The organism is Candidatus Didemnitutus sp. (genome assembly GCA_019634575.1).
Taxonomy (GTDB): Bacteria; Verrucomicrobiota; Verrucomicrobiia; order Opitutales; family Opitutaceae; genus Didemnitutus.
Genome location: JAHCAY010000004.1, coordinates 187658 through 213439 on the forward strand (window position 1 = coordinate 187658; position 25782 = coordinate 213439).

The 25782-nt window shown below is 65.1% G+C and carries 21 protein-coding genes; 18 read left to right on the plus strand and 3 right to left on the minus strand.

From position 1 onward, the window contains the following. Positions 1 to 5 precede the first annotated feature (5 nt). The 13 genes from KF715_20785 to KF715_20845 all read left to right on the plus strand — a co-directional run bounded on the left by KF715_20785 (position 6) and on the right by KF715_20845 (position 17288). Positions 6 to 1157: a hydrogenase small subunit gene (locus KF715_20785; protein ID MBX3739136.1), complete on the plus strand. Its 1152-nt coding sequence runs from the start codon at positions 6 to 8 to the stop codon at positions 1155 to 1157. Between the two features lie 18 nt (positions 1158 to 1175). Next, positions 1176 to 2894: a nickel-dependent hydrogenase large subunit gene (locus KF715_20790; protein MBX3739137.1), complete on the plus strand. Its 1719-nt coding sequence runs from the start codon at positions 1176 to 1178 to the stop codon at positions 2892 to 2894. A 13-nt stretch (positions 2895 to 2907) separates the two neighbouring features. After that, a complete protein-coding gene (cybH, locus tag KF715_20795; GenBank protein ID MBX3739138.1) occupies positions 2908 to 3636 on the plus strand; it encodes a Ni/Fe-hydrogenase, b-type cytochrome subunit in 729 nt (242 codons plus the stop codon). 6 nt (positions 3637 to 3642) lie between these two features. Beyond that, entirely contained in the window at positions 3643 to 4182 is a 540-nt protein-coding gene (locus tag KF715_20800; protein ID MBX3739139.1) for a hydrogenase maturation protease, read from the plus strand. Beyond that, positions 4179 to 4919, plus strand: a complete 741-nt coding sequence (locus KF715_20805) for a hypothetical protein (protein ID MBX3739140.1) — start codon at positions 4179 to 4181, stop codon at positions 4917 to 4919. The genes KF715_20800 and KF715_20805 overlap by 4 nt, the downstream gene beginning before the upstream one ends. 287 nt (positions 4920 to 5206) lie before the next feature. Continuing rightward, positions 5207 to 5980: a hypothetical protein gene (locus KF715_20810; protein MBX3739141.1), complete on the plus strand. Its 774-nt coding sequence runs from the start codon at positions 5207 to 5209 to the stop codon at positions 5978 to 5980. 26 nt (positions 5981 to 6006) lie between these two features. After that, positions 6007 to 8121, plus strand: a complete 2115-nt coding sequence (locus KF715_20815) for a TonB-dependent receptor (GenBank protein MBX3739142.1) — start codon at positions 6007 to 6009, stop codon at positions 8119 to 8121. Between the two features lie 32 nt (positions 8122 to 8153). After that, the gene (locus KF715_20820; GenBank protein ID MBX3739143.1) at positions 8154 to 8492 is read left to right on the plus strand and encodes a cytochrome c; all 339 of its coding nucleotides are present in this window, start codon (positions 8154 to 8156) and stop codon (positions 8490 to 8492) included. 94 nt (positions 8493 to 8586) lie between these two features. After that, the gene (locus KF715_20825) at positions 8587 to 10083 is read left to right on the plus strand and encodes a NapC/NirT family cytochrome c (protein MBX3739144.1); all 1497 of its coding nucleotides are present in this window, start codon (positions 8587 to 8589) and stop codon (positions 10081 to 10083) included. Between the two features lie 294 nt (positions 10084 to 10377). Next, the gene (locus KF715_20830) at positions 10378 to 10713 is read left to right on the plus strand and encodes a cytochrome c (protein MBX3739145.1); all 336 of its coding nucleotides are present in this window, start codon (positions 10378 to 10380) and stop codon (positions 10711 to 10713) included. Positions 10714 to 10952: 239 nt separating this feature from the next. Then, positions 10953 to 13205, plus strand: a complete 2253-nt coding sequence (locus KF715_20835) for a cytochrome c3 family protein (protein ID MBX3739146.1) — start codon at positions 10953 to 10955, stop codon at positions 13203 to 13205. A 545-nt stretch (positions 13206 to 13750) separates the two neighbouring features. Next, positions 13751 to 15937 carry a cytochrome c3 family protein gene (locus tag KF715_20840; protein MBX3739147.1) on the plus strand — a complete coding sequence of 729 codons (2187 nt, stop codon included), beginning with the start codon at positions 13751 to 13753 and terminating at the stop codon, positions 15935 to 15937. A gap of 25 nt (positions 15938 to 15962) precedes the next feature. Then, positions 15963 to 17288 carry a coproporphyrinogen III oxidase family protein gene (locus KF715_20845; protein MBX3739148.1) on the plus strand — a complete coding sequence of 442 codons (1326 nt, stop codon included), beginning with the start codon at positions 15963 to 15965 and terminating at the stop codon, positions 17286 to 17288. A gap of 202 nt (positions 17289 to 17490) precedes the next feature. Here KF715_20845 and ccsA read toward each other — a convergent pair whose 3' ends face one another. Genes ccsA through KF715_20860 form a run of 3 tightly spaced genes read right to left on the minus strand, consistent with a single transcriptional unit; the run spans position 17491 to position 21225 of the window. Then, positions 17491 to 19350, minus strand: a complete 1860-nt coding sequence (gene ccsA, locus KF715_20850; protein ID MBX3739149.1) for a cytochrome c biogenesis protein CcsA — start codon at positions 19348 to 19350, stop codon at positions 17491 to 17493. A gap of 16 nt (positions 19351 to 19366) precedes the next feature. Continuing rightward, positions 19367 to 20542: a cytochrome c biogenesis protein ResB gene (locus KF715_20855; protein ID MBX3739150.1), complete on the minus strand. Its 1176-nt coding sequence runs from the start codon at positions 20540 to 20542 to the stop codon at positions 19367 to 19369. Positions 20543 to 20544: 2 nt separating this feature from the next. Beyond that, entirely contained in the window at positions 20545 to 21225 is a 681-nt protein-coding gene (locus tag KF715_20860; protein ID MBX3739151.1) for a hypothetical protein, read from the minus strand. Positions 21226 to 21364: 139 nt separating this feature from the next. Between KF715_20860 and pxpB the strand changes: the two genes are divergently transcribed. From pxpB to KF715_20885, 5 genes are all read left to right on the plus strand, one after another. Then, complete coding sequence (gene pxpB / locus KF715_20865; protein MBX3739152.1) at positions 21365 to 22069, plus strand: 5-oxoprolinase subunit PxpB; 705 nt, start codon at positions 21365 to 21367, stop codon at positions 22067 to 22069. Further along, positions 22066 to 23043, plus strand: coding sequence for a biotin-dependent carboxyltransferase family protein (locus KF715_20870; protein ID MBX3739153.1), 978 nt, complete (start codon positions 22066 to 22068; stop codon positions 23041 to 23043). Before pxpB ends, KF715_20870 begins: the two co-directional genes overlap by 4 nt. Positions 23044 to 23050: 7 nt before the next feature. After that, a complete protein-coding gene (locus KF715_20875; GenBank protein MBX3739154.1) occupies positions 23051 to 23806 on the plus strand; it encodes a LamB/YcsF family protein in 756 nt (251 codons plus the stop codon). A 182-nt stretch (positions 23807 to 23988) separates the two neighbouring features. Beyond that, positions 23989 to 24738, plus strand: coding sequence for a DUF969 domain-containing protein (locus tag KF715_20880; GenBank protein ID MBX3739155.1), 750 nt, complete (start codon positions 23989 to 23991; stop codon positions 24736 to 24738). Beyond that, positions 24735 to 25700 (plus strand): DUF979 domain-containing protein, encoded by a 966-nt coding sequence (locus KF715_20885; GenBank protein ID MBX3739156.1) that lies wholly within the window; start codon positions 24735 to 24737, stop codon positions 25698 to 25700. The genes KF715_20880 and KF715_20885 overlap by 4 nt, the downstream gene beginning before the upstream one ends. Positions 25701 to 25782 lie beyond the last annotated feature (82 nt).

A 25782-nucleotide genomic window follows, 5' to 3' on the forward strand; every position in this document is an offset into this window, starting at 1 on the left:
CAACCATGGAAATCGAATCGGCAACGAAACCCCAAAAAAAGGAAGAGACGATCTACGAACACATGTTGTCGCGCGGCGTGAGCCGGCGTGACTTCCTGCAGTTCTGCGCCTGGATGGGCGCCTGCATCGGGCTGGAGCAAACCGGCGTCGCCCAAATGACCAAGGCGCTCGAGACGAAGAAGCGCATTCCCGTTGTCTGGCTGCATTTCCAGGAATGCACGTGCTGCAGCGAGTCGTTCATTCGCAGCTCGCATCCGATCGTCGCCGACATCCTGCTCGACAAGGTCTCGCTCGATTACTCCGAGACGCTGATGGCCGCTTCCGGCCACCAGGCGGAAAAATCCCTCCGCGACACGATCACGAATTACAAGGGCGAGTATCTCCTCTGCATCGAGGGCTCGGTCCCGACGGCGGACGACGGCGTGTATTGCTGCATCGGCGGCCGCACCGCGCTGCAGATCGCCGAGGAAGTGGCGAAGGACGCCAAGGCCGTCGTCGCGTGGGGCAACTGCGCCTGCTCTGGTTGCGTGCAGGCCGCGAAGCCGAACCCGACCTCCGCCAAGCCGATCCACAAGATCATCGGCGGCAAACCGATCGTGAACGTCCAGGGTTGCCCGCCCATCGCCGAAGTCATGGCCGGTGTCCTCGTGCACCTGCTCACGTTCGACCGCATTCCGCAGCTCGACAATCTCGGCCGCCCGAAGGCGTTCTACTCGCGCCGCGTGCACGACACGTGCTATCGCCGCCCGAATTACGACGCCGGCCTCTTCGTCGAGAGCTTCGACGACGAGAACGCCCGCAAGGGTTACTGCCTCTACAAGGTCGGTTGCCGCGGCCCCTCCACCTACAACGCCTGCGGCACGATCCGCTGGAACGGCGGCGTCAGCTTCCCCATCCAATCGGGTCACCCGTGCATCGGTTGCTCCGAGGCGAATTTCTGGGACAACGGACCGTTCTACCAACGCACGCCGGCCTTCCCGGGCTTCGGCATCGAGCAGACCGCCGACAAGCTCGGCATCGCCGCGCTCGCGGCCTCGGCGGGCGGCGCAGCCGTCCACGCCGTCATGACCAATATCCGCAAGCGCCACGAGATCGGCGAGCACGCCGGCGAGAACGCCGAGCAAGCCGAGAAGGACAACCCGGAGTCCAAATCCTAACCCCGGAGGAGCCATACCATGAGCGAAAGAATTGTTGTTGATCCTGTCACCCGCATCGAAGGCCACCTCCGCATCGAAGCGGAAGTGAAAGACGGCAAGATCGTCGACGCCTGGAGCGCCGGCACGATGGTGCGCGGCCTGGAGATCATTCTCCGCGGCCGCGACCCGCGCGACGCCTGGGCGTTCTGCGAACGCGTCTGCGGCGTCTGCACCACGGTGCACGCGCTGGCCTCCGTCCGCTCCGTCGAGGACGCCCTCGACATCAAGGTCCCCGCCAACGCGGAACTGATCCGAAACATCATGTTCTGCACGCAATACATGCATGACCACGTGGTGCACTTCTACCACCTGCATGCGTTGGATTGGGTCGACGTCGTCAGCGCGCTGAAGGCCGACCCGGCCGCCACCTCCGCGCTCGCGCAGAAGTTGTCGAAGTATCCGAAGAGCTCGCCCGGTTACTACAGCGAGCTCCAGAAGCGCCTCACGAAATTCGTCGAGAGCGGCCAGCTCGGCATCTTCGCCAACGGCTACTGGGGCCACCCGGCCTTCAAGCTTCCGCCCGAGGCCAACCTCATGGCCGTCGGCCACTATCTCGAGGCCCTCGAGTGGCAGAAGGAAATCGTGAAGATCCACACGATCTTCGGCGGCAAGAACCCGCACCCGAACTACCTCGTCGGTGGCGTCCCGTGCGCCATCAACATCGACGAGGCCAATGCGATCAACGCCGAGCGCCTCGCCTTCGTCGGCCAGACGCTGCAGCGCGCGAAGGAGTTCATCGAGCAGGTCTACATCCCCGACGTGCTCGCGGTCGCGCCGTTCTATCTGGACTGGGCCGGCATCGGCGGCGGTCTCGAGAACTACCTTTGCTACGGCGACCTGCCGACGAACGGCTTCGCCGACGTGAAGAGCTTCAAGTTCCCGCGCGGCGCGATCCTCGGCCGCAACCTCAACGAGATCCACCCGGTCGATCCGAAGGACGGCCAGGACGGCATCAAGGAGTTCATCGACCACTCGTGGTATGAATACTCGAAGCAAGGCGGCCTCCATCCGTGGGAAGGCGAGACCAACCTGAAGTATTCGGGCCCGAAGCCGCCCTACGAGCACCTCGACGTCGACAAGAAGTATTCGTGGCTGAAGACGCCGCGCTGGAAGGGCCACGCGATGGAAGTCGGCCCGCTCTCGCGCATGCTCGTCGGCTTCGTCGCCGGCCAGCCCGAGATCAAGGGCGCGGTCACCGACGCGCTCGGCGCGCTCAAGGCGCCGCCGTCCGTCCTCTTCTCGACGCTGGGCCGCACCGCGGCGCGCGCGATCGAGTCGCAGGTTTCCGCCATCTGGGGCCTCGAGTTCTACAATCAGCTCCTCGCGAACATCAAGGCGGGGGACACCCGCACGTTCACCCGCGAGAAGTGGGAGCCGAGCACCTGGCCGAAGGTGGCCAAGGGCGTCGGCTGCACCGAGGCGCCGCGCGGCGCGCTCGCGCACTGGATCGTCATCAACGAAGGCAAGATCGCGAACTACCAGCTCGTCGTCCCGAGCACGTGGAACGCCTCGCCGCGTGACGGCCAGGGCCAGCGCTCCGCCTACGAGGCCTCGCTCATCGGCACGCCCGTGCACGATCCGCACCAGCCGCTCGAAATCATCCGCACCATCCACTCGTTCGACCCGTGTCTCGCCTGCGCTGTCCATCTTTACGAGGACAAGAAGGAAATCGCGCGTCACGAGTTGCTGGTGAAGTAACCCGGAGGCCCCCATGCCCTCACACGACTATCAACGCGTCTACGTGTGGCAGCAGCCGGTGCGTTGGTTCCATTGGATCAACGCGCTGTGCATCGTGGTGCTGTGCACGACGGGCTACTTCATCGCCCATCCGCTGGCGTTCATGAATTCCGGAGAAGCGGCCGACAACTTCTGGTTCGGGAAGTTGCGCTTCGTCCACTTCACGAGTGCCTACGTGTTCTTCGCGAACTTCATGTTCCGCCTCTACTGGTCGCTCGTCGGCAACAAATACGCGAACTGGCGCAACTTCTTCCCGCTCTCCGGCGGGCAGATGAAGCAGGTCGTCGACGTCATGACCGTCGACGTCCTCCAGTCGCGCTACAAGCCGATGCGCAACCTCGGCCACAACTCTGTCGCCTACTTCACCTACACCGGCACGGGACTCCTCACGTTGTTCCAGGTCGCGTCGGGCTTCGCGCTCTACGCGCCGATGAGCGACCACTGGTTCCCGCAGCTGTTCTCGTGGATGGTGCCGCTGTTCGGCAGCGAGCAGAACCTGCGCATCTTCCACTACGCGGTGACCTGGCTGTTCGGCATCTTCGTGTTCATCCACGTTTACCTCGTGATGTATCACGACTACGTGGAAGGCCACGGCGTGCTGACCTCCATCATCGGCGGCTGGAAGTTCATGGAAAAAGGCAAGGTGCAGGCCGAGCACGCCACCGGCATCTCCGGCCTGCCGACCAAACCCTCGAAACCGTAACCAAACATGATCGGACTCGATGAGCTGACCGCCGCGCCGGCGCCCCTGGACCTCGGGGCGCCGCAACCCGCCCCGCAGGTGCTCCTGCTGGGCGTCGGCAACTGGCTCATGGGGGACGAAGGTGTCGGCATTCACGTCATCCAGGCCCTCGAGGCGCAGCCGCCGCTCTTCGGCGTGCGCAAGCTCGATGGCGGCACGGGTGGCGTGAACCTGCTGCTCGAGCTCGAAGGCATGCGCGACGTGGTCATGGTCGACGCGACGCGCGACGGGCAGCCGGCCGGCACCATCACTTTCCTTCAACCGCGCCAAGTGGGCGACCTGCCGCGTGGGCTGGGTGCGCACGACTTCGGGTTGAAGGATCTTTTTGCGGCCGCGGCCCTGATCGGCCAGCTGCCGAACATCCACCTCTACACCATCTCGGTGGAGGAGTTGAAGCCGATGTGCACCAACCTGTCGCCCGCGGTGGCGGCGGCGGTGCCCGAGGTCGTGCACGCGATGCACGCCTTGGCCGCGCGACTCGCGGCGCCAGGGCAGGGGAACGCGTGAACGCGGAGCTTCACGCCCATGTGCTCAGCCGCCCCGAGATGTCGGTGCTGCTGTTGAGCACTGCCGGGGTCGCGGTCCTGCACACGCTCGCCGGTCCCGACCACTACCTGCCGTTCATCGTGATGGGGCGCGCCCGCCGCTGGTCGACGTGGCGGACGGTTTTCTGGACGACGCTGTGCGGAGTCGGGCACGTCGGCAGCTCGGTGCTGCTCGCGCTGGCTGGCGTGATCTTCGGCTACGGCCTCGAGCGTGTGCAGTTCCTCGAGGAGATCCGCGGCAATCTCGCGGCCTGGGCGATGATCGCGTTCGGCGCGGTCTACTGCGCCTGGGGATTGAAGAAGGCCTTCCGCGCGCAGACGCATGCCCACGAACACACGCACGGCGGACGCGGACATGAGCACGCGCACTCGCACGGCGGCGCGCACGCGCATCCGCACGGGGAGACGGAGGGCTTCCGGTTCACGCCGTGGATTCTGTTCACGATTTTCATCTTCGGCCCGTGTGAGCCGATGATTCCGCTCGTCATGTATCCGGCTACCCAAGGGAGCTGGAGCGATGTGGGGGTGATCGTGGGCGCGTTCAGCGCGCTGACGATCGGCTCGATGCTCGTCGTGGTGTTGCTCGCACTGAAGGGCGTGAGCCTGCTGCCGACGAAGCCGCTCGAGCGCTTCTCCCACGCCGTAGCCGGCGGCACGATCTGCGCCGCCGGTTGCGCCATTCAGTTTCTCGGGCTGTGAACGGTCTGCGCATCAGTTGGCCACTGTGTCGCGCGGCTTGCGAATCCGCGGATTATTCTGAAGTCCGGCGCGAGCGGGCCGCTGGGAAATCCACCATGATTGGGATCGCACGTCCGACCGTCTCTTGTCTGCGGGAAAACTCCCACACAACCCCTGCATACACGTGCGCAAGGCCTGCGGAGTCATAAGCAACGCTATCTGACACACTGGCCACGCTGCCCAGATAATTTTTGCGAATAGAACATCAACGGGAGACCCAAACCAAACCTAACCACCCTGCTTCAGCCATGAGCACTCACCCGCGCTGGACAAAAAGCACACTGATCTTCGGAGGAGCCGCCATTTGGGGACTTCTCCTGGTATCGTGCGTCGTTACCGACCGCACGATCGTCGCCCCGCCGCAGATCGCGGGCGCGAATTACGTTGGCTCCGCGAAATGTTCGCAGTGTCACGAGGACACCACCCATAGCTTCAGCGATGCAACGCACGCGAAGCTGATCGCCGACGGCAAGAACGGCCAGGAAGTGGGTTGCGAAAGCTGCCACGGTCCCGCCTCGCTGCACGTCAAGGCGGGCGGCGGCGCCGGCACGATCATCAAGCCGACGGCCGAGACCTGCTACCAGTGCCACCTCGACAAGCGCGCGGAGTTCTCGCTGCCGAATTCTCATCCGATCGCCTCGGGCAAGATGAGCTGCTCCGACTGCCACAACCCGCACTCCGGCGACGCGGTCGCCGAGGGCGGCACCAACCTGGCGGCGATGAACGAGTCCTGCCTCAAGTGCCACACTTCGCAAGGTGGCCCGTATGTGTTCGAACACGAGGCCTCCCGCGAGGGCTGCACCGTGTGCCACACTCCGCACGGCTCGGTGAATCCGAAGATGCTGAAGGCCCGCAACGCGAACCTCTGCCTTCAGTGCCACTTCCAGCAGAACACCTCGAGTGGTCAGATCATGATCGGCGGCCGTGACCACGGCTCCTTCCTCACTCGCGGCACGTGCTGGTCCGCTGGCTGCCACGAAGCCGTCCACGGCTCGCACGTCAGCTCCTCCCTCCGCTTCTAACACCAAACTTTCCCAAGGACATTGCGATGAAAACGCCTGTTTTTCTCCACTCAGTCCGCCGCCCCCTGGCCGCTTGCGCGACCCTGCTGGGGCTGGCCTGCACACTTGGCGCGGCTGATCAAGAGCCCGCGCTCGAAAACTACATCACACTCGGCTCCGGTTACTCGCTGCAAAGCGGCGATCGCGCCGGCTTCCAGCGCGCCACCCAGATGCGCAAGGATGGTTTCTTCGGCATCGAGGATCTGCGTTACTTCAGGCAGATCAACGATACGACGGCCCTCATCCTGCGCGGCCAGGCCATGGCGGGCAACGGCGACTACCTGCTCGACCTCGGCATCACGAAGGACGACGTCGGTTACCTGAAGTTCGGCTACAAGCAGTTCCGCACCTACTACGACGGCTCCGGCGGCGTCTGGCCCTCGACCGGGCAGAGCTTCACGATCTTCGATGAGGCCATGCACATCGACCGCGGCAATCTGTGGTTCGAGGCCGGTCTCAATCGCCCGGATCAGCCGAGCTTCAAGTTCCGTTACGAATACGTCACCCGCAAGGGCGAGAAGCCCACGACGTCGTGGGCTGACAGCGGCTTCCCGGTCAGCGCCTCGAGCACCCGCTATATCATCCCGGGTTTCTGGTCGATCGACGAGAAACGCCACATCGTGCAGGGTGATGTGACCAAGAAAAGCGAGAAGACCAACCTCAACCTCGGTCTCCGCGTCGACAAGGGCGAATACGACAACGCGCGCTACAATCGCCGCCGCGTCGGCGAGCCCACCGCCGACCGCTACGTCACGAATCGCGAAGGTCAGGACTTCGACATGTTCCAGGTGCGCGGCTCCTACGCCGTCGACATCACGGAGCAGATGAAGCTCACCACCGCCGTGTCGCGCACCAAGATCGACACGACCCTCAGCGGCAGCCGCGTGGTCGGCGCCGGCTATGATGCCGCCTACAGCGAGACCTACCCCGGCAAGCAGGCGCGTGACGAAGGCTACTACGCGCTTCCGGGCCACAACCTCGGCGAGGCCGAGATGACCCAGACGATCGCGAGCATCGCCCTGATGTATCGCCCGCTGGAGCACCTCGCCATCGTGCCGGCGCTCCGGTTCGAAAAGACGGACTGGAACAGCGACGCCGACCTGGTCGAGACGAACTTCAATCCCGTCACGGTCACCATCAAGGAAGACCTCCTGAACGAGAGCGACAAATCGTGGAAGACCTATAACTACGGCGTCGAACTGCGCTACACCGGCGTCCAGAACGTCACCTTCAACGTCCGCGCCGACGCCTCCACCTCCGACGGCACACTCCAGGAGACCGAGATCGCCGAGCCGGGCACGCCCGCCCAGTCGATCTCGATCGACCGCGACAGCGAGCTGACGCGCGACACCCAGAAGATCGCGTTCACGACCAACTGGTATCCGCGTCAGGGCCTCACGGTCGCCGCGCAGTATTACTACAAGGGCCGTCAGAACGACTATCGCGCCGTGCGCGACACGACCCCGAATACCATCACCTCAAGCGATCGTTATCCGGCCTACATCACGAACCAGGACTTTGAGACGAACGATTTCAACCTTCGCCTCACCTGGCGCCTCGCCCCGAACTTCCGGACGACGACCCGCTACGACTATATGAACACGAAGATCAACTCGCAGGAAGTGGGGCTGCCGTTTGGCGAGAGCGCCAACGTCGACCAGAGCGTGTTCTCCGAGTCGATCACGTGGAATCCGACCGCGCGTTGGTATATCCAGGGCAACGTCAGCTTCACCCAGGAGGAGATGACCACCCCGGCGGTTTACGCCACTGGCACGGCGGCCAACCTCGTCACGAAGAGCAACAACGACTACGTCAGTTACAACCTCGCCAGCGGTTACGCCTTGGATGAGCGGAGCGACGTGTTTGTCGACTACACGAGCTATGAAGTGACCGACAACTTCATCAACAACTCGGCGGTCAGCACGCCCTACGGCACCCTCGTCAAGACCGACATCGTGGGTCTCACCTACAAGCGTCAGCTCGATCGCCGCACCTCGATCCAGTTCCGCTACTCCTACGTCAACAGCGAGGACCCGGCCTACAACGGCAAGGCTGACTACGAAGCCAACGTCTTCGAAGCGAAGGTTCAATATCGCTTCTGACGTCGCCGGCGGCAAACTCCAGCATCCTACCTATGAAAACCACGTCCAAGATCGCCCTCGCCAGCGTTGTCCTGGCTTTCGCGGCCGGCAGCTCCTTCGCCGCCACCGCCGCTGAGAACTGGGAAAACTCCTGCGCCTCCTGTCACGGCGCGGATGGCAAGGGCCAGACCAAGCAAGGCAAGAAACTCAAGGTGAAGGATTACACCGACGCCAAGGTTCAGGCCGAGCTGAAGGACGAGGAAATGGTGAAAGCCATCCTCGAAGGCGTGAAAGGCGAGAACGGCAAGGAGCGCATGAAGGGCTTCAAGGACGAGGTGTCCGAGCAGGACGCCAAGGACCTCGTGGCCTACATTCGCAAGTTCAAGGCCTGATCCCGCCCATACGCGGCACTCTCGAGAGCCGGCGGCCGATTAACCCGACCGCCGGCTCTTTCTTTCCCGCCCTGTCCGCTCAACCTCCACGACCATGTCCACCGAGACTCCCTCCACCGGCACGCCCCTGAAGGCGCGCTCCCACTACAACAACTGGATCAGCGCCATCGGCGCAGTCATCGCGGTCGGCGCACTCTTCTCGTTCGCGCTCCTGACCTGGATGGACCTCACGGGCTCGAACAAGAACCCGTATAGCGGCATCTTCACCTACCTCGTCGCCCCCGGCTTCCTCATCGCCGGCCTCGCGATGATCCTTTTCGGCGCCTGGGCCCAACGCCGCTGGCTCGAAAAGCACGGCGAGACGATGCCCGACAAGTGGCGCCTCAACTTCGACGACCCGGTCGCCCGCCGCCGCCTGATCATGTTCGGCGTCGCCGGCGTCGGCTTCCTGCTCCTTTCCGCCTTCGGCAGCTACCAGACTTTCCACTACGCCGAATCCAACCAATTCTGCGGCCAGGTCTGCCACGAGGCGATGAACCCCGAATTCCAGACCTACCAGCGCGGCGCGCACGCGCGCGTCGACTGCGTGCAATGCCACGTCGGCTCCGGCGCCGCCGCCTTCGTCAAAGCCAAGCTCAACGGCACCCGCCAGCTCTACGGCTACATCCTCGACAACTACAACCGCCCGATCGACACGCCCGTGCACAACCTCCGCCCGGCGCGCGAGACCTGCGAAAAGTGCCACTGGCCCGAAAAATTCCATGGCAATATCGACATGGCGTTCGACCACTACCTGTCGGACAAGAAGAACACCGCCGTCTCCATCCGCATGCTGATGCACGTGAACTCCGGTCGCGCCGGCAGCCCGCTCGCCGGCATCCACTGGCACGTCTCGCCCGACAGCACGGTCGAATACTACGCCGCCGACGCCGACCGCCAGGACGTCGTCTGGATGCGCGTGACGAACAAGAAGGACGGCAGCGCCCGCATCTACCGCAACGAGGAGTTCAAGGGCGAGCCGCCGGCCGGCGCCGTCCGCGAGATGGACTGCATCGACTGCCACAACCGCCCGGCCCACGTCTTCCCGACCGCCAACGACGCCGTCGAGCGCGCCATGGCCCTCGGCGAGATCCCGACCAAGTTCCCCAACGTCAAGCGCGTCGCCGTCCAGGCCATGCTCCAGAAGGACATCACCAAGGACGCCGAGGCCCCCCAGAAGATCGCCGATTTCCTCCGCAACAAGTTCAAGGACGATCCCGATCTCCCCGCGCTCATCGCCGGTGTGCAGAAGACTTTCGCCGCGACGATCTACGTCGACCGCAAGGCCGACTGGCGCGTCTATCCGAACAACATCGGCCACAAGGACTGGCCCGGCTGCTTCCGCTGCCACGACGACAAGCACAAGACCGCCACCGGCGAGTCCGTCAAAGCCAGCGACTGCACCTCCTGCCATTCCATCATCGCCCAGGGCAAGATCGCCGAGATGGCGACGATTTCGCCCACCGGCCTCGAGTTCAAGCACCCCGGCGGCGAATACGACGAGGAACTCACGTGCGCCGACTGCCACAACGGCGGCATCCAAGGCAAGTGAGCCGCGCCTTTCCCCCCACATGACCCTTTGCGCTTAGTTACCCTGGTTCATAGGTCAGTGACGCCGGCGCGGATCGCAAGGTCCGCGCCGGTTGTTTTGTGACGCCGCGCGCAATTCATGCTCGCGGCTCGGCAACCTCTGCGGAGGCGCGCGCGCCCGCTCGTGGCATAATCGCCGCACTGGGAGCCACGCATCTCGGTGCAGAAAACCATTCGCTGCACGGGGACGACAACCGCGCCGGCTCAACCCACAACGGGAAGTTCGCGGCCGCCCTCGTGTGGTCCCTGAATCCCCATGAAGACTATCTCCAAACTCGCTCTCGCCGGCGTCGTGCTGGCTTTCACCGCCGGTGCGTCGTTCGCCGCGACCACCGCTGAAAACTGGGAGAACTCCTGCGCGTCGTGCCACGGCATCGACGGCAAAGCCCAGACCAAGCAGGGCAAGAAGCTCAAGGTCCGCGACTACACCGATCCGAAGGTGCAGGCCGAAATGAAGGACGACTCGATGCTCGTCGCCATCACCGACGGCGTGAAGGAAAACGGCAAGGAGCGCATGAAGGGCTACAAGGGCGAACTCTCCGAGCAGGAGTGCAAGGACCTCGTGACGTTCATCCGCCAGCTGAAGCCCTGACGCATTTCGCCGCCGGGCCGCCTCGTTGGCCCGACGGTTGATCGAATTCTTAGTTACCCTCGGTTCATAGGTCAGTGACGCCGGCGCGGGCTGCAAAGCTCGCGCCGGTTGTCGTTTGCGGAGCGCGCGCGACGCGCCGGCGCTGACACAATCATTTCCCAACGCGCGCCCAGCCGCAGCCAACCTCTGCGCAGCTGCTCGCGCCGCAAAGGCGCAGACTGTCACGCGAGGACAAATGCATGAATGAGGGAAATGCAGGTTTTCGTCCGGCGCGGCATGCGCTGGCGTGTTTATCGCTCGTCGCGAGCGCGCTGTGCGCCTTCGGCCAGACCGCTCCGACGGAGAAGCCGCCGCCGGTCGTGCAGAACTCGGAGTGCCTCGAGTGCCACGAAGCGGAGTTCAAGTCGCGCAAGGCCGGCCAGCCCAAGGAGTGGGTCGGTGTGCGCCCGGAGGAATTCGCGAAGTCGATCCACGGCAAACTCGCCTGCGTCGAGTGCCACTCTACGATCAAAGAAGCCGAGCACGAGCCGCGCGTCCCGAAGGTCGATTGCCGCGGCTGCCACGACAAGGTGGCGACGACGCACGCGTTCCACGTGCGCCTCGGCCAGTCGAATCCGCCGCTGGACAAGGACACGTCCTGCGTCGGCTGCCACGGCACGCACGAGAGCGTCGGCGTGAAGGATCCGACGTTCGCCTTTGCGCCCGAGCAGCAATCCAAGTCCTGCGGCACCTGCCATGAGCAGGCCACGAAGGACTACCTCGCGTCGGCCCACGCCTTCCGCGGCAAGCGCAGCGACCGCCCCGTGCCCGAGTGCCTCGCCTGCCACCGTGAGCCCATTTCCCTCGAGAAGGGCCGCCCCGACGGCGTCGCGCTCAAGCTCGCGCAGACCAAGCTCTGCGAATCGTGCCACGTCGAGAAGCCCGAACTCGCGGCCAAGCCCGCCATGGGCGCGAAGTTCGTGTCGTCCTTCGAGCAATCCGTCCACGGCGCCGCGTTGCACGCCGGCAAGCGCGAGGCCGCGAGTTGCGTCGACTGCCACGGCGCGCACCAGATGGCGCGCGCGGCCGTCGCCGATGCGAAGGTCAGCCACGCCCGCGTGTCCGACACTTGCGCGAAATGCCACGAGAAGCAGACCACGGAATACAAGAGCAGCGCCCACGCGATCGCGCTCGCCAAGGGCAACGTCGATTCCGCCACCTGCACGAGCTGCCACGGCGAGCACGACATCAAGCTACACAACGATCCGAATTCGCCGGTCAACAAATCCAACCTCGCGCAGAAAGTCTGCGCCGACTGCCACTCCTCGGTTCGCCTGACGAAGAAATACGGCCTGTCGAACGACGCCTTCCGCACGTTCTCCGACAGTTACCACGGACTCGCCGTGCGCGGTGGCGCCGTCGAGGTCGTCAATTGTGCCAGCTGCCACGGTGCGCACGCCATCAAGTCGCAGAAGGATCCGACTTCGACGATCCACCGCGACAATCTCGCGCGCACCTGCGGCGAGTGTCACCCGGGCGCCAACACCCGCTTCGCGCTCGGCCAGGTCCACGCCAACGAGCAGGACAAGGCGCAGGCGCCCATCCTCTACTGGATCGCGAACATCTACGTGATCCTGATCGTCGCCGTCATCGGCGGCATGACGATCCACAACGGCCTCGATTTCTACCGCAAGACGCGCCGCAAACTGGAAATGCAGAAGGGCACGATCGCGGAGCCGCACGTCGCGCATCGCCTCTACCTGCGCATGACGACCAACGAGCGCATCCAGCACGCCGTGCTCGGCCTCAGCTTCACCGGCCTCGTCGTCACCGGCTTCATGCTGCGTTATCCGGAGGCGTGGTGGGTCGTCGGCATCCGCAACCTCAGCGGCAAGGCCTTCGAGTTGCGCAGCCTCGGCCACCGCGTGTCGGGCCTCGTGATCCTCGCCGTCTCGCTCTGGCACATCCTCTACCTCGCGTTCACTGCGCATGGCCGGCAGCTGTTCCTCGACATCCTGCCGCGCTGGCGCGATGTCACCGACCCGTGGAAGGTGCTCAAGTTCAACCTCGGACTCTCGAAGGAGAAACCGCAGTTCCCGCGCTTCTGCTACATCGAGAAAGCGGAGTATTGGGCGATGGTCTGGGGCATGATCGTGATGACCCTGACCGGCTTCATCCTGTGGTTCGACAACACCTCGATGGGCCTGATCGGCAAGCTCGGCTTCGACATCTCGCGCAGCATCCATTTCTACGAGGCGGTGCTCGCGACGCTGGCGATCATCGTCTGGCACTTCTACTTCGTCATCTTCAACCCAGACGTCTACCCGATGAACCTCGCCTGGCTCACCGGCCGGATGTCCGAGCGCGAGATGATGGACGAGCATCCGCTCCAGCTTGAGGAGATGAAGGCCGCCGCGCACAAAGCGAACGGCGAAAAGCCCGACATCACCGGCACCGACGCGCTCAAGCCCGACGCGGAGCCGCCCGCGCCGCCGCCTCCTGATTCTCACTAGAGGCTATCCGAAAACCAGAAATCCCCCGTAGGCAGCGAGCTTGCTCGCGCCCGTTGCTCCCTTGGGGCGCGACCAAGGTCGCTGCCTACCGCGGCGACAAGGGAGGCTCTCGGATAGCGTCTAGCGAACGCCACTATTTGCCTCACGGGCGGGCCGCACTTCGGTGCGGCCCGCTTTGTTTTCCGCTCACCACGAAGGCCACGCCCCAAGGTGGGCGCCGCTGTCCCCAGCGGCGACAACGAAGCCGCGACTGCGGGAAGGGCGTCGGTAGGGACAGCGACTCCCACCCACCACTCGCGTCACGCGCCGGCGTCGTGTCGCCGCCGGGACGTTGGCGACCACCTGCGCGTGTTCCTTGGCGGACGCGGTGGCGTTGACACACTTGAGCAACGAATGCGCGGTCGCGGCGCGGTTTAAGTTTCGCTGATGCGCGCGCGCAGAATCGGTCGCGTGTTGCGCTGCTAATCGTTCCTCAATTTACGCCCCGGCGACGCCAACGTCTGCGCAGCGGTTTCAGGGCAATTTTTGCATACTGCGAACGCGCCATGAAAAAGCCCCTTCGCCTCCTTTGTCGCCTCCTGCCCCTGGCGACGTTTGCGCTCTCCTTCACGTTGATCGCCCGGGCCGCGGAGAAGACCGCCCCTGCGGCGGCCGAGGCCGCGAACGCCCCCGCCGTAGAGGCGAAGGCCGCCGTCGTTCCCAACAGCGAGTGCATGGATTGCCACGAGGCCGAGTTCAAAGCGCGCAAGAAGGGCCAGCCGAAGGAGTGGGTGGGCGTGAAGCCCGAGGTCTTCGCCAAGTCCGTTCACAGCAAACTCAACTGCGTCGACTGCCACGCCGACATCAAGGAGGCGCCGCACGATTCGAAGGTCGCGCCCGCGCAATGCGCCTCGTGCCACGAGAAGGCCACGACGCAATTCGCCACGAGCATTCACGGCATGAGTCACAAAATGGGCTCCTCCGACGCCGCCTCGTGCACCAGCTGCCACGGCACGCACGACATCGTGCCGGTGAAGCAGATCGATTCCCCGGTTTTCAAACTCAACCTCACCAAGACCTGCGGCAAGTGCCACGACGACCCGAAGCTCGCGAAGGAATACCGCATGGGCCAGAAGGACGCTGCGCTGCACTACAGCGACAGCATCCACGGCCAGGCGCTGATGCTGAAGGGCCTGATCGTCGCCCCGTCCTGCAACGACTGCCACGGCGTCCACGACATCAAGCGTTCGATCGACAAGGACTCGCACACCAGCCACGCCAACATCGCCAAGTCCTGCGGCACCTGCCACGTCGGCATCGAGGACACCTACAACGCCAGCGTGCATGGCCAGCTCCTCGCCAAGGGCGACAAGAAGGGCCCGGTCTGCATCGATTGCCACAGCGCGCACGACATCGAGAAGCCGAAGACCGCGCACTTCAAGGAACTCAGCGACCAGAGCTGCGGCAAGTGCCACGAGGATCGCCTCGAACACTACCGCGACACCTACCACGGCAAGGCCATGGCGCTCGGGCGCCCGAACGTCGCCTCCGACGTCGCCGCCTGCTACGACTGCCACGGCCACCACGACGTGTTCCCCGTGAGCGACGCGCGCTCGCGTCTTTCGAAGGAGAAAATCGTCGGCACCTGTCAGCAGTGTCACAAGGGCGCGACCGAGAAGTTCACGCAGTTCCAGGCGCACGCGAACCCGATGGACGGGAAGAACTATCCGATCCTGAACAAGGTGTTCCTCTTCATGACGTGCCTGCTCATCGGCACCTTTGCATTCTTCGGCCTGCACACCGTCCTCTGGCTCGTTCGCTCGGTGTATCTCTACCTCACCGACTCGAAGACCTTCCGCGAGGCCGTCATCAAGCAGCACACCGATGACGTGCTCTACACGCGCTTCACGCCGTTCGAGCGCTTCCTCCACATGCTCGTGGTCACGAGCTTCCTGCTGCTCGTCATCACCGGCATGCCGCTGAAGTTCTACTACACGAGCTGGGCGAAGATGATCTTCAACCTCATGGGCGGCGCCGAAGTCGCGCGCACGCTGCACCACTTCGGTGCGATCATGACCTTCGGCTACTTCGTCCTGCACCTCTCCGAACTCGCGCACTCGCTCTGGAGCAACCGCAAGGCGATCCGCAATCCCGAGACGGGCAAGATCGAGTTCATGCGCATCTTCCGCGCTCTCTTCGGCCCCGACTCGATGGCGCCGTCGATCCAGGACTGGCACGACTTCGTGGCGCACAACAAATGGTTCTTCGGCAAGGGCCCGCGCCCGCAGTTCGACCGCTGGACGTATTGGGAGCGCTTCGACTATCTCGCGGTGTTCTGGGGCGTCGCGATGATCGGCGTCTCCGGCCTCATCCTGTGGTTCCCGAAGTTCTTCACCCAGTTCCTGCCCGGCTGGTCGATCAACATCGCCCACGTGATCCACTCCGACGAGGCGCTGCTCGCGGCCGGCTTCATCTTCACGTTCCACTTCTTCAACACGCATTTCCGCATCGAGAAGTTCCCGATGGATACCGTCATCTTCTCGGGCCGCATTTCGCAGACCGAAATGCTGCACGAGCGGAAGCGCTGGTATGACCGCCTCGTGAAGAGTGGCAAACTCGAGGACTACAAGGTCAAGGACGAGTGGCAGGGCCGCAAGAAGGTCGCGACCGCCGCCGGCTTCCTGTTCTTCGGCACCGGCCTCGTGCTCCTCGTGCTCATCGTCTACGCCATGGTTTCGCGGTTGGTCCACTAATCGCGAACTCGATCCCTCCCACGCCATGTTCGCCTCCGGCCTCGTCGACTCCGCTCTCGTCCGTCTCTTCCGGTTTCGCACCCGCGGCTTCCTCAAAATGCAGGAAGCCGACGGTGCGGTGCCGCCGGTGCCGAAGGAGGGCGGCTGCTATCTCTACGTGCACGTGCCGTTCTGCGAGGTGCTGTGCCCGTTCTGCTCGTTTCACCGCGTGCAGCACTGCCACGAACTCGCGACACGCTACTTCGCGGCGCTGCGCACCGAGATCCGTCGCTACCACGCCGCCGGCTTCAAGTTCTCCGGCGTCTACTTCGGCGGCGGCACGCCCACCGTCGAGGCCGACGAACTCCTCACGACCATCGCGCTCGTGAAGGAGCTGTTCGGCGTGAAGGAAGTTTCCGTCGAGACGAACCCGAAGGACCTGCAGGAGCCGCTGCTCTCGAAACTCCGCGCCGGTGGCGTCACGCGCCTTTCGGTCGGTGTGCAGAGCTTCGACGACCAGCTGCTGCAAGAGATGGACCGCTACGCCAAATACGGCAACGGCGCCGAGACCGCCGAGCGCATCCGCAACGCCGCCGCGATGTTCCCGACGTTCAACGTCGACCTCATCTTCAACCAGCCGCACCAGAGCGTCGCGTCGCTCGAGCGCGATTTGGAAATCTTCCTCTCGCTCGGTGCCAACCAGGTCTCGTGTTACCCGCTGATGACCTCGCCCACGACGCTGCGCCGCATGCAGGGCGCGATGGGCCAGCCCGACCGCCGTCGTCTGCGAAAACTCTTCCACACCATCCTCGGCAAGTTGCGCCCCGCGGGCTTTGCGCCGTCGTCGGCGTGGTGCTTCACGCGCCAAGGGCAGGGGACCGACGAATACATCGTCGCCTCGGAGAACTACGTCGGCGTGGGCAGCGGTGCGTTCAGCTACCTCGACGGCACACTCTACGCCACGACCTTCTCGCTCAACGCCTACGAGCAACGTGTCCGCGAAGGCCTCACCGGCATCGTCACGCGCCATCAGCTTAGCACCGGCGACGCGCTGCGCTACACGCTTCTCACGCGGATGTTCGGCCTCGGGCTCGATCGCGATTGGGCGCGCCAGCGGCACGGGCGGAAGTTCTTCTGGCGGCTTTGGGGCGAGCTGCGGACGCTCGAGATCCTCGGCGCGGCCAACCGCACCAAGCGCGGCTGGGAGCTGACGCCCGACGGCATGTATTGGCTCATGCTGATGATGTCCGAGTTCTTCGAATCGGTGAACAGCTACCGCGACGCCATGCGCGCGCACGTGCGCACCGAGCTCGAATCCCACGGCAAACGCGCCATCCAGCCCAGCGGCCAGCGCGCGCTGGCGTGCGGGTGAGTCGTGGCTCGTCGCGTCCGGTTGCAGAAATGCGGGTTTGAGCGATACGGGAGCTTCCAGCCTCCGTGTTCGGGACGGCGGAAATTGGACGGGAGTTGGAAGCTCCCGCTACTCTGAAAACAAACAGGGCGGGACCACTCGGTCCCGCCCGTTTTGCGAATGGAAGCGGGTGGGAGGACCCGCCCCAAGTCAGAAGGGGAAGTTAGGTAGCGGCTTCGCCAGACGACGAACTCTTCCACTTGTCCTGCGGGATCGCGGCGAGCGCGATGATCAGCAGCTGCGAGATCACGAAGCCGACCAGCCAATAGAACGCGGCTTCCATGAAGCCGTAGCTGTGCAGGCCGACGCCGAGCATGTTCGTGCCGAACCAACTCCAGCTCGTGACGATGTTGCCGAACACCGCCATGGCCATCATGCCGCGCGCCTTCACCATGCCGCCCCAGCGGGCGTGTAGGATGATGGCGTTCCAAATCACGATGATGAGCGCGCCGTTTTCCTTCGGGTCCCAGCCCCAGAAGCGGCCCCACGATTGGTCGGCCCAGATGCCGCCGAGGACGGTGCCGATCAGGCTGAACAGCGTGGCGAAGCACACGATGCCGTAGACCATGCGGTAGAGCGCGTCGGCCGTGCCTTTGTCGAGGGACTTGGTGAACACGCCGCGGAAGACGTAGATGATCGCGAGGAAACCGGCGAGGTAGGTCGCGGAGTAGCCGATCGTCACGGTCACGACGTGCGTCGCGAGCCAGAAGTTCGAGTCGAGCACCGCGCGCATCATCTCGAGCGTGTCGCCGCTGAGCGAGAGGTGGTGCGCAATGAGCAGCGTGGCGAAACCCACCAGGCCGCCGGCGACGCTGCCGACGGCGTTCTTGAAGGTTTTCTCGAGAATGAGGCAGAGCAACACGGTCGCCCAGCCGATGAAGAGCGCCGACGAGTAGAGGTTCGTGACCGGCGGACGCGACTCGAGCCACATGCGTGTGAGGATGCCGGCGGTCGTGGCGACGAAGGCGAGGGCGAGCAGCCAGAAGGCCGAGCGTTGCAGCGTGTCGGGCCACTTGAGCCAGGAGAACACCGCGATGAGGAACGTGAGCACGTAGAGCGTCATGCTGCTGTAGAACGGCGCCGCGGAGTTGAAGCGCGACTCGACGTCGCTCTTCTTCATCGCGTCGGGGTAGCGCTTCGCGAGCTGGTCGTGCAGCGCGGCGACGACTTCGTTGAAGGTCTTCACGTCACCGCCGCGCCAGGCGTGGCCGATTGCGGCGTAGCCGAGAACGGTGGGATTCACGCGGCCGACGGCAAACGAGTCCATGAGCGCGCTGCCGGCGGTGCGCCAGTTGTGCACGTTGGCGTCGCCGGTGTCGGGCGGCACGACGCGGAGGTTGCCGAACTGCTCGATGTAGGAGAAGCGGTTCACCATCGTCGCCATGGCTTTCATGGCGTCCTCGCTGTGCGGCTGGTTGGCCTGCTTGGCGCGGACGGCCTCGATGCCGGCGGGGAGGGCCTTGTCGAAGGCGACGAGCTCCGAGAGGAAGTCGGGCGAATCGGGGGCCTCCACGCTCAGCTTCAGCTGCATGTAGGTGAACACGCGTTGTTGGACGGAAATCACCTGCTTCTGGAAGGGCGTGCGTAGCGGCTCCTCGACGCTGTCGACCATGCGCGCCTGGCGCTCGAGCTCGGGGAGCTGCGGGCGGAGCTGCTCGTAGGAGAAGCGCTTCTTGCCGTCGCCATCCTCGAGGTTGAGTTTCAGGAGGTCGACGACCTCGTGGTTCTCGATGAGGAAGATCTTGTAGGTGTCGGCCTTCGCGGGATTGAAGAGCACGTCGGCGAGCCAGGCGTCGGGCGTGATGGATTTCCCGTCGGGCGTGGCGATGTATTGGCTGCCGCGGATGGTGAGGATCGAGGTGCGCGCGACGGTGTCGAGGGGCTTGATGCGGCCGCCGACGAGGACCGGCACGCGGCCGAAGTCGGTGAGGTTGAAGCCGGCCTTGTCCTTGGGCTCGCGCAAGGTCGAAGCGAGGTAGAGCGCGCCGAGGGCGAGGACGATGAGCGGGAGGAAGCGTTTCATGGCGTGGAGGGCGTGGTTAGGCGCGGGCCGCGGCGGCGTTGGCGGCGGAGCGTTTGCGGATGAAACCGGCGAGGGTGATGCCGAACTGGATGCAGAGGCCGAAGCCCATCATCACGCAGGCGATGTAGGGGAGGAGCCAGCTGGGGTTGCGCACGACTTGGAGGACGGTGGTGGTGTCGTTGTTGTCGAAGCCCGCCTGATAGAACGTGTAGCCGCCGTGACGCAGCGGGTTGTTCATGAAGATGAGGACTTCACGGTCCTCCTTGCCGTCGTCGCTTTTCACACGGACGCGGCTGGAGAAATTCTTGGGGATTTCGGTGCCAGGATACTTGTCGTGGCTGAACTTCAGCAGCGTGAGCGCGAAGGGTTTGTAGGTGCGGACTTGGCGGAAGGCGATTTCCCAGGTCTTGCCGGCGTATTGGAACGTTTGCGGCTGCTGGAGCATCTGCGAGGCGAGCCAGACGCCTTGGCTGCCCTCGGGGGCGACGATCTCGATGTAGGCGCTGGGGATGTTCCGCTCGTTGGGCTTGTAGGTCATCTTTTCCGGCAGGATGACGAGGCCGGTGCCGAAGCCCTGAGTCGCGACCGGGCGCGGACCGGCGAACGGGCCGACGCGCTGGAGATTCGAGTTCGGGTAATACTCCTTCACGTCGACGCGGAAGGGGAGGTCCTTGTGCTGGATCGATTTCTTGTCCGCGACGGCACCTTCGGGAATCGCGACGACGAGGTCCGTCTTCGGGTCGCTGTGATCGATCAGCACGAGTTCGTTTTCCGAAAAGCTCTCCGAGTAGTGCTTCGTCTCGCCGGTATCGAGGCGGAGGAAACTCTCCTTCGACATCAACCCGGTGAAGAGCTCGCCGAGGAGCAGGAGAATCAGGCCGGCGTGTGCGAGCTGGATGCCCGATTTCTTCCATGTGAGGGAGAAACGGTAAATGTGCGCCGCGACGAGGTTGATGAGCAGCAGGCCGCCGATGAAGTAGCCACCCGGGAAGACCGGGATCGAGACGTTCGAGTCCGGAATCTGCCAGAGGACGGCGAAGCTGCGGAAATATTTCGCCTGCACGGCCCAGATGCCGAGGTTGACCTGATCGAGCGTCGCGACGAACACGAGGATCATCGAGAGGATCAGCAGCCAGACGGTGAGCTGGAGCGAGCAGAAGAAATCGCGGAACGAGCGGAGCGTGGCGTTCATGTTCAGCGGGCTTTGACGGTGGAAAGGAAGGTGCGGAACGCCTCGCGCTGACTCGCGACGAGTGTGTCCGGCCCGGTGAGTTTGAAGAACCACGTCTCGCGCTCGTAAGGCACGATCGCGCCGAGCAGCCGGGTCGGCGGATTGCCGGAGGGGCCGACCATCTCGACGAGGATGATTTTCAGGCCGTTGGCCTCGAAGGACGTGATCGATTTCTCGACGTCAGTGTCGCTGAGAGGCGCGAGGCCGACCTGGCCGCGCCAGCGGTTGACGTTGGCGTGCAAGCCGCCGGTGTCGCCGGGGAACGCGGTGATCGAAAGGTCGCCGACCGCGCCGCCTTCACCGGGCACGGTGTAGCTGCCCTTGCGGATCGAGCCGGGCGCGCGCTCCTGCCAGTTGGCCGGCGCGGTCCAGACGAGGGCGTTGTTCTTGCTCACCGCGTCGGTGGGCAGGCCGGCGGCCGCCATGCCACCCATCGCACCGCCGGCCGGCGCATTGGCCGCGGCGCCGCCGATGGGCGGATGGCCGTCAGGCAACTCGGGCTTGGCGCCCGCCATTTTGGGTCGCTCGGGCGGCGGAGCGGAGTCGCGCGGAGCGCGATAGGAAACGACTTCCTTGTCGCGGCAACCGGCGAGAAGGAGTGCGGCAGCAACCAGCGTTTGCGTGGAGAAACGGCGGAATGACATCGTGGAGGAGTAGCACCGTAAACGCGGTTTGGCGCAACACCAAGCCCGCTCGAACGGATACGCGGATTAGTAATTGGCAAAATCTGCACAAAACAGAATTTTACTGCGCGAGTTCGGCCGAGAAGATTAGAAATTTCTCATGCGAATCACTCCGGTGGGCGACAGCGCCCTGCGCATCGAGTTGGGCGAGCGGATCGACGAGGCGACGTCGCAGCGCGTGCACGCCGCGTGCGCGGCGCTCGACGCGGCGGCGATCCCCGGTCTCACCGAACTCGTGCCGGCCTACACGACGGTGACGGCGCACTACGACGTGCCGGCGGCTGTCGCGGCCGGTGCGCCGGTCGACGATATTGCGGGCTGGCTCAGTGCACGCGCGGAGTTGGCGCTCGGAAAACTCTCGGGCAAATCCGCGCGCAAAGCCGCGAACGTCGAGATCCCGGTCTGCTTCGGTGGCGAATTCGGGCCCGACCTCGCGCGGGTCGCTGCGCACGCGAAGCTCTCGCCCGAGGAAGTGGTGAAGCGGCATGCGGCTGCGCACTACACGGTCGCGCTGGTTGGTTTTTCGCCGGGATTTCCGTATCTGATCGGCTTGCCGCCGGTGCTGGCGACGCCGCGGCTCGCGCAGCCGCGTGCGCAGGTGCCGGCTGGCTCGGTCGGCATCGCCGGCGGGCAGACGGGCGTCTATCCGCTCGCGACGCCGGGCGGCTGGAATCTCATCGGGCGCACGCCGCTGCGGCTGTTTCGCCCCGAACAAAATCCGCCCGTGTTGCTGCAACCCGGCGATCGCGTGAGATTCCGCGCCATCACGCGCGAGGAATTTGCGCGGCAGGAGGCGGCGCGATGATCTCCGTCGTCAAACCGGGTCTGCTCACGACGGTCCAGGATCTCGGCCGTTTCGGTTACCAGAAGTTCGGCGTGGTCGTGGGCGGCGCGTTGGACCGCTTCGCGGCGCGGGTCATGAATTCCCTCGTGGGCAACGATGAGGAGGCGGCGCTGCTCGAGTTCGCGCAACTCGGGCCGGAGTTGCGCTTCGAGGCCGATGCGTTGATCGCGTGGACGGGCGCTGACTTCGGTGCGCGGATCGGCGGCGAGCTGCTATCGGCGGATCGGGCGGTGCGAGTGCGCGCGGGCGAAACGGTGGCATTCGGGGCGGCGCGCGTGGGCGTTCGCGGCTGGCTCGCGGTCGCCGGTGGTATCGAAGTGCCGCTCGTGCTCGGATCGCGGACGACTTACCGGCGCGGCGGTTTCGGTGGCTTCGAGGGCCGGCCGCTGCGCGCGGGCGACGGGTTGCGTTGCGGCGATGCCTCGGAGTGGGCGCGCAGATATTTGGGCAAGGCACCGCGGATTTCCACCTGGTCAGTCCGGCCGCCGACGCTCGGCAAGCCACCGCTGGCCGGCGCGGTGCGCGCGATGCGCGGGCCGGAGTGGGATTGGTTCGCGGTGGAGGCGCAGCGGTTGTTTTTCGCGAACGAATGGACGGCGACGAAGGACGCCGACCGTATGGGCGTGCGACTGGCCGGGCCGGAGCTGCCGCAGCGCGCGTCGCGTGAAATGGTTTCGGAGGGCGTGGCCGACGGCGTCGTGCAGGTGCCCGCGGGCGGCGCGCCGATCGTGCTGTTGCCGAGCCGGCAGACGGTGGGCGGCTATCCGCGCATCGCGGTCGTCGCGACGGTGGATTTGGGCCGTTTGGCTCAGCTCGCGCCGGGACGGACGGTTCGTTTTGAGGAAATCAGCGTCGCGGAGGCGCACGGTCTTTACTTGGCGCGGGAACGTGACCTGAATCGCGTCCGCACCGGGCTGGCCCGGCTCGCGCTTTGAATCCCGCATGCGCATCGACCTGAACTGCGACCTCGGCGAAGGGGCCGGCCAAGACGCCGCGCTGATGCCGCTGATCACGTCGGCCAACATCGCGTGCGGCGCGCACGCGGGCGACGAGGCGACGATGCGCGCGACCATCGAACTGGCGGTGCGGCACGGCGTCGCGATCGGGGCGCATCCGGGCTTCGCGGACCGAGAATATTTTGGGCGACGCGAGTTGCCGGTGACGCCGGAGGAGGTTTTTCAGTTGGTCCTCGCGCAGGTGCGCGCGTTGCAGCGCATCGCGGCGGGGGCGGGCGCGCGAGTGCGGCACGTGAAGTTGCACGGCGCGCTCTACAATCTGGCGGCGCGTGACGCGGCGATCGCGGAGGCGGCAGCTTACGCGGTGCGCGATGCGGGGCCGGAACTGATCTGGTTCGCGCTGGCCGGCAGCGCGCACGTGAGCGCGGGACGCGAATGCGGGCTCGCGGTGGCGAGCGAGGTGTTCGCCGACCGCACGTATCAGGCGGACGGCTCGCTCACGTCGCGATCGCGCGCGGATGCGTTGATCACCGACGAGGATGTCGCGGTCGCGCAGGTGTTGCGGATGGTCCGCGAGGGCAAGGTCTGCGCGACGAGCGGAGCCGATGTGGTGATCACGGCCGACACGGTTTGCCTGCACGGCGACGGCGCGCACGCGGTGGCGTTTGCGCGACGGCTGCGGGCGCAACTCGGAGTGGCGGGGGTGATCGTGCAGCCGATTGACCACGGATTCCGCGGATAGAATCGGATGAAAACGGATCAAACCAACGGAGCGTGTGGTGGGAGCGAGCTTGCGCGCGACGACTGGCGACCGAGTCGCGAGCAAGCTCGCTCCCACAATTTCTTCCCGGCACTCAGAATGAGAAAGCGTCGGTTCGGGGGCGGCACTCGCGTGGATTCGCGTGATGCGCTGGAGGTTTCCGGATGATCAAACTCGTCGGCATCCTCGTCGTCGCGGTCGGCTTCGCGCTGCGGTTCAACACGCTGCTCGTCGTGATGGCGGCGGGGATCGTCACGGGACTCGTGGCGGGGATGTCGTTTCACGAGATCATGGAGCAGTTCGGAAGGTTTTTCGTCGATAACCGCTACATGACGCTGCCGGTCGTGCTGATCGTGCCGGTGGTCGGGCTGCTCGAGCGCTATGGATTGCAGGAGCGGGCGGAGACGCTGATTCGGCGTGCGCGGGCGGCGACGGCGGGGCGCGTGATCCTGCTCTACACGGCGGTGCGGCAGGTCTCGATCGCGCTGGGCGTGAACATCGGCGGGCACCCGCAGATGGTGCGGCCGCTGGTCGCTCCGATGGCCGAGGCTGCGGCCCGACAGCAGGCGGGCGCGCTTCGGACGGAAGGCGCGGCGCACGCGGGGCACGACGAGTTGCCGGAGAAGACGAAGGAGGCGATCCGCGCGCATGCGTCGGCGGGCGAGAACATCGGCAATTTCTTCGGCGAGGATGTCTTCATCGCGGTCGGTGCGATTCTGCTGATGAAGGGATTTTTCGACGGTTTGAAGATCGAGGTCAGCGTGTGGGCGATGGCGCTGTGGGGCATCCCGACGGCGCTGGTGGCGTTCGCCGCGATGTGGTGGCGCACGCGGGTGCTCGACCGGCGGGTGGCGCGCGAGGTGGCGGAGCAGGCCGCCGTGCAGCGGAACGAGGCGAAGGAGGACGCGCGATGAACAGCGTGTTTTCGGTCGAGTTGTTCTACGTGATTGCGGGCGCGGTGTTCGCGAGCGTCGCGTGGCGCGCGCTGCGCAATCCGCGGCAGCCGCGGCGGTGGGGCTCGGTGATTTTCTGGCTGTTGCTGGCCGTCATTTATCTCTTTGGCAAAGCGCTGCCGCCGGCGGCGGTCGGCTACGGCGTGCTCGCGATGGTGGCGCTGGCGGCGTTGCGGCAGGTGGAGAAACCGGCGAGCGAGGGCGCGTCGCGCGAGGAGCGGGCGGTGCAGGCGGAGCGGCTGGGCGAGGCGCTTTTTGCGCCGGCGTTGTTGATTCCGGTCACGGCGGTCGTGGGCGCGTTGCTGCTCTCCCGGATTCATTTCGGCGAGGTGTGGCTGCTCGACAAGAAGCAGGCCACGCTGGCGGCGCTGGGAATCGGCGGGCTGATCGCGCTCGGCGCAGGTTTGCGCATCACGGGCGCGAAACCGGCGGTGCCGGTCGCGGAGGGGAGCCGGTTGCTGCAGGCGATCGGCTGGGCGCTGGTGTTGCCGCAGATGTTGGCGGCGCTCGGCGGGATTTTTGCGCAGGCGGGAGTGGGACAGGTCGTGGCGGAGCTGGTCGCGAGCGCGCTGCCGACGCAGTATCCGTTCGTGGCGGTGGCGGCGTATTGCGTGGGTATGGCGCTGTTCACGATGTGCATGGGTAACGCGTTCGCGGCGTTTCCGGTGATCACGCTGGGCATCGGGTTGCCGCTGATCGTGCAACAGCATCACGGCAACGTCGCGATCATGGCGGGCATCGGGATGCTTTCGGGCTATTGCGGGACGCTGATGACGCCGATGGCGGCGAACTTCAACATCGTGCCCGCCATGCTGCTCGAGTTGCGCGACAAGAACGCCGTCATCCGCGCGCAGGTGCCGCTGGCGCTGACGATTCTCGCGGCGAACATCGCGATCATGTATCTGTGCGTCTTTCGCTTTTGAGACGCGAAACGGCAGGAACCACAGATGGACACAAATTCACACAGATGGGCGTGAGGGATGACCGCGTGGCCTTGCATCAAGC

Bases quoted from the DNA above. Each gene is read 5' to 3' on its own strand.
- pxpB (MBX3739152.1), top strand. From the start codon at position 21,365: ATGCGAATCACTCCGGTGGGCGACAGCGCCCTGCGCATCGAGTTGGGC.
- KF715_20835 (MBX3739146.1), top strand. From the start codon at position 10,953: ATGAATGAGGGAAATGCAGGTTTTCGTCCGGCGCGGCATGCGCTGGCG.
- KF715_20860 (MBX3739151.1), bottom strand. From the start codon at position 21,225: ATGTCATTCCGCCGTTTCTCCACGCAAACGCTGGTTGCTGCCGCACTC.
- KF715_20855 (MBX3739150.1), bottom strand. From the start codon at position 20,542: ATGAACGCCACGCTCCGCTCGTTCCGCGATTTCTTCTGCTCGCTCCAG.
- KF715_20800 (MBX3739139.1), top strand. From the start codon at position 3,643: ATGATCGGACTCGATGAGCTGACCGCCGCGCCGGCGCCCCTGGACCTC.
- KF715_20830 (MBX3739145.1), top strand. From the start codon at position 10,378: ATGAAGACTATCTCCAAACTCGCTCTCGCCGGCGTCGTGCTGGCTTTC.
- KF715_20840 (MBX3739147.1), top strand. From the start codon at position 13,751: ATGAAAAAGCCCCTTCGCCTCCTTTGTCGCCTCCTGCCCCTGGCGACG.
- KF715_20870 (MBX3739153.1), top strand. From the start codon at position 22,066: ATGATCTCCGTCGTCAAACCGGGTCTGCTCACGACGGTCCAGGATCTC.
- KF715_20825 (MBX3739144.1), top strand. From the start codon at position 8,587: ATGTCCACCGAGACTCCCTCCACCGGCACGCCCCTGAAGGCGCGCTCC.
- KF715_20790 (MBX3739137.1), top strand. From the start codon at position 1,176: ATGAGCGAAAGAATTGTTGTTGATCCTGTCACCCGCATCGAAGGCCAC.
- KF715_20875 (MBX3739154.1), top strand. From the start codon at position 23,051: ATGCGCATCGACCTGAACTGCGACCTCGGCGAAGGGGCCGGCCAAGAC.
- KF715_20885 (MBX3739156.1), top strand. From the start codon at position 24,735: ATGAACAGCGTGTTTTCGGTCGAGTTGTTCTACGTGATTGCGGGCGCG.
- KF715_20880 (MBX3739155.1), top strand. From the start codon at position 23,989: ATGATCAAACTCGTCGGCATCCTCGTCGTCGCGGTCGGCTTCGCGCTG.
- ccsA (MBX3739149.1), bottom strand. From the start codon at position 19,350: ATGAAACGCTTCCTCCCGCTCATCGTCCTCGCCCTCGGCGCGCTCTAC.
- KF715_20785 (MBX3739136.1), top strand. From the start codon at position 6: ATGGAAATCGAATCGGCAACGAAACCCCAAAAAAAGGAAGAGACGATC.
- KF715_20820 (MBX3739143.1), top strand. From the start codon at position 8,154: ATGAAAACCACGTCCAAGATCGCCCTCGCCAGCGTTGTCCTGGCTTTC.
- KF715_20845 (MBX3739148.1), top strand. From the start codon at position 15,963: ATGTTCGCCTCCGGCCTCGTCGACTCCGCTCTCGTCCGTCTCTTCCGG.
- cybH (MBX3739138.1), top strand. From the start codon at position 2,908: ATGCCCTCACACGACTATCAACGCGTCTACGTGTGGCAGCAGCCGGTG.
- KF715_20810 (MBX3739141.1), top strand. From the start codon at position 5,207: ATGAGCACTCACCCGCGCTGGACAAAAAGCACACTGATCTTCGGAGGA.
- KF715_20815 (MBX3739142.1), top strand. From the start codon at position 6,007: ATGAAAACGCCTGTTTTTCTCCACTCAGTCCGCCGCCCCCTGGCCGCT.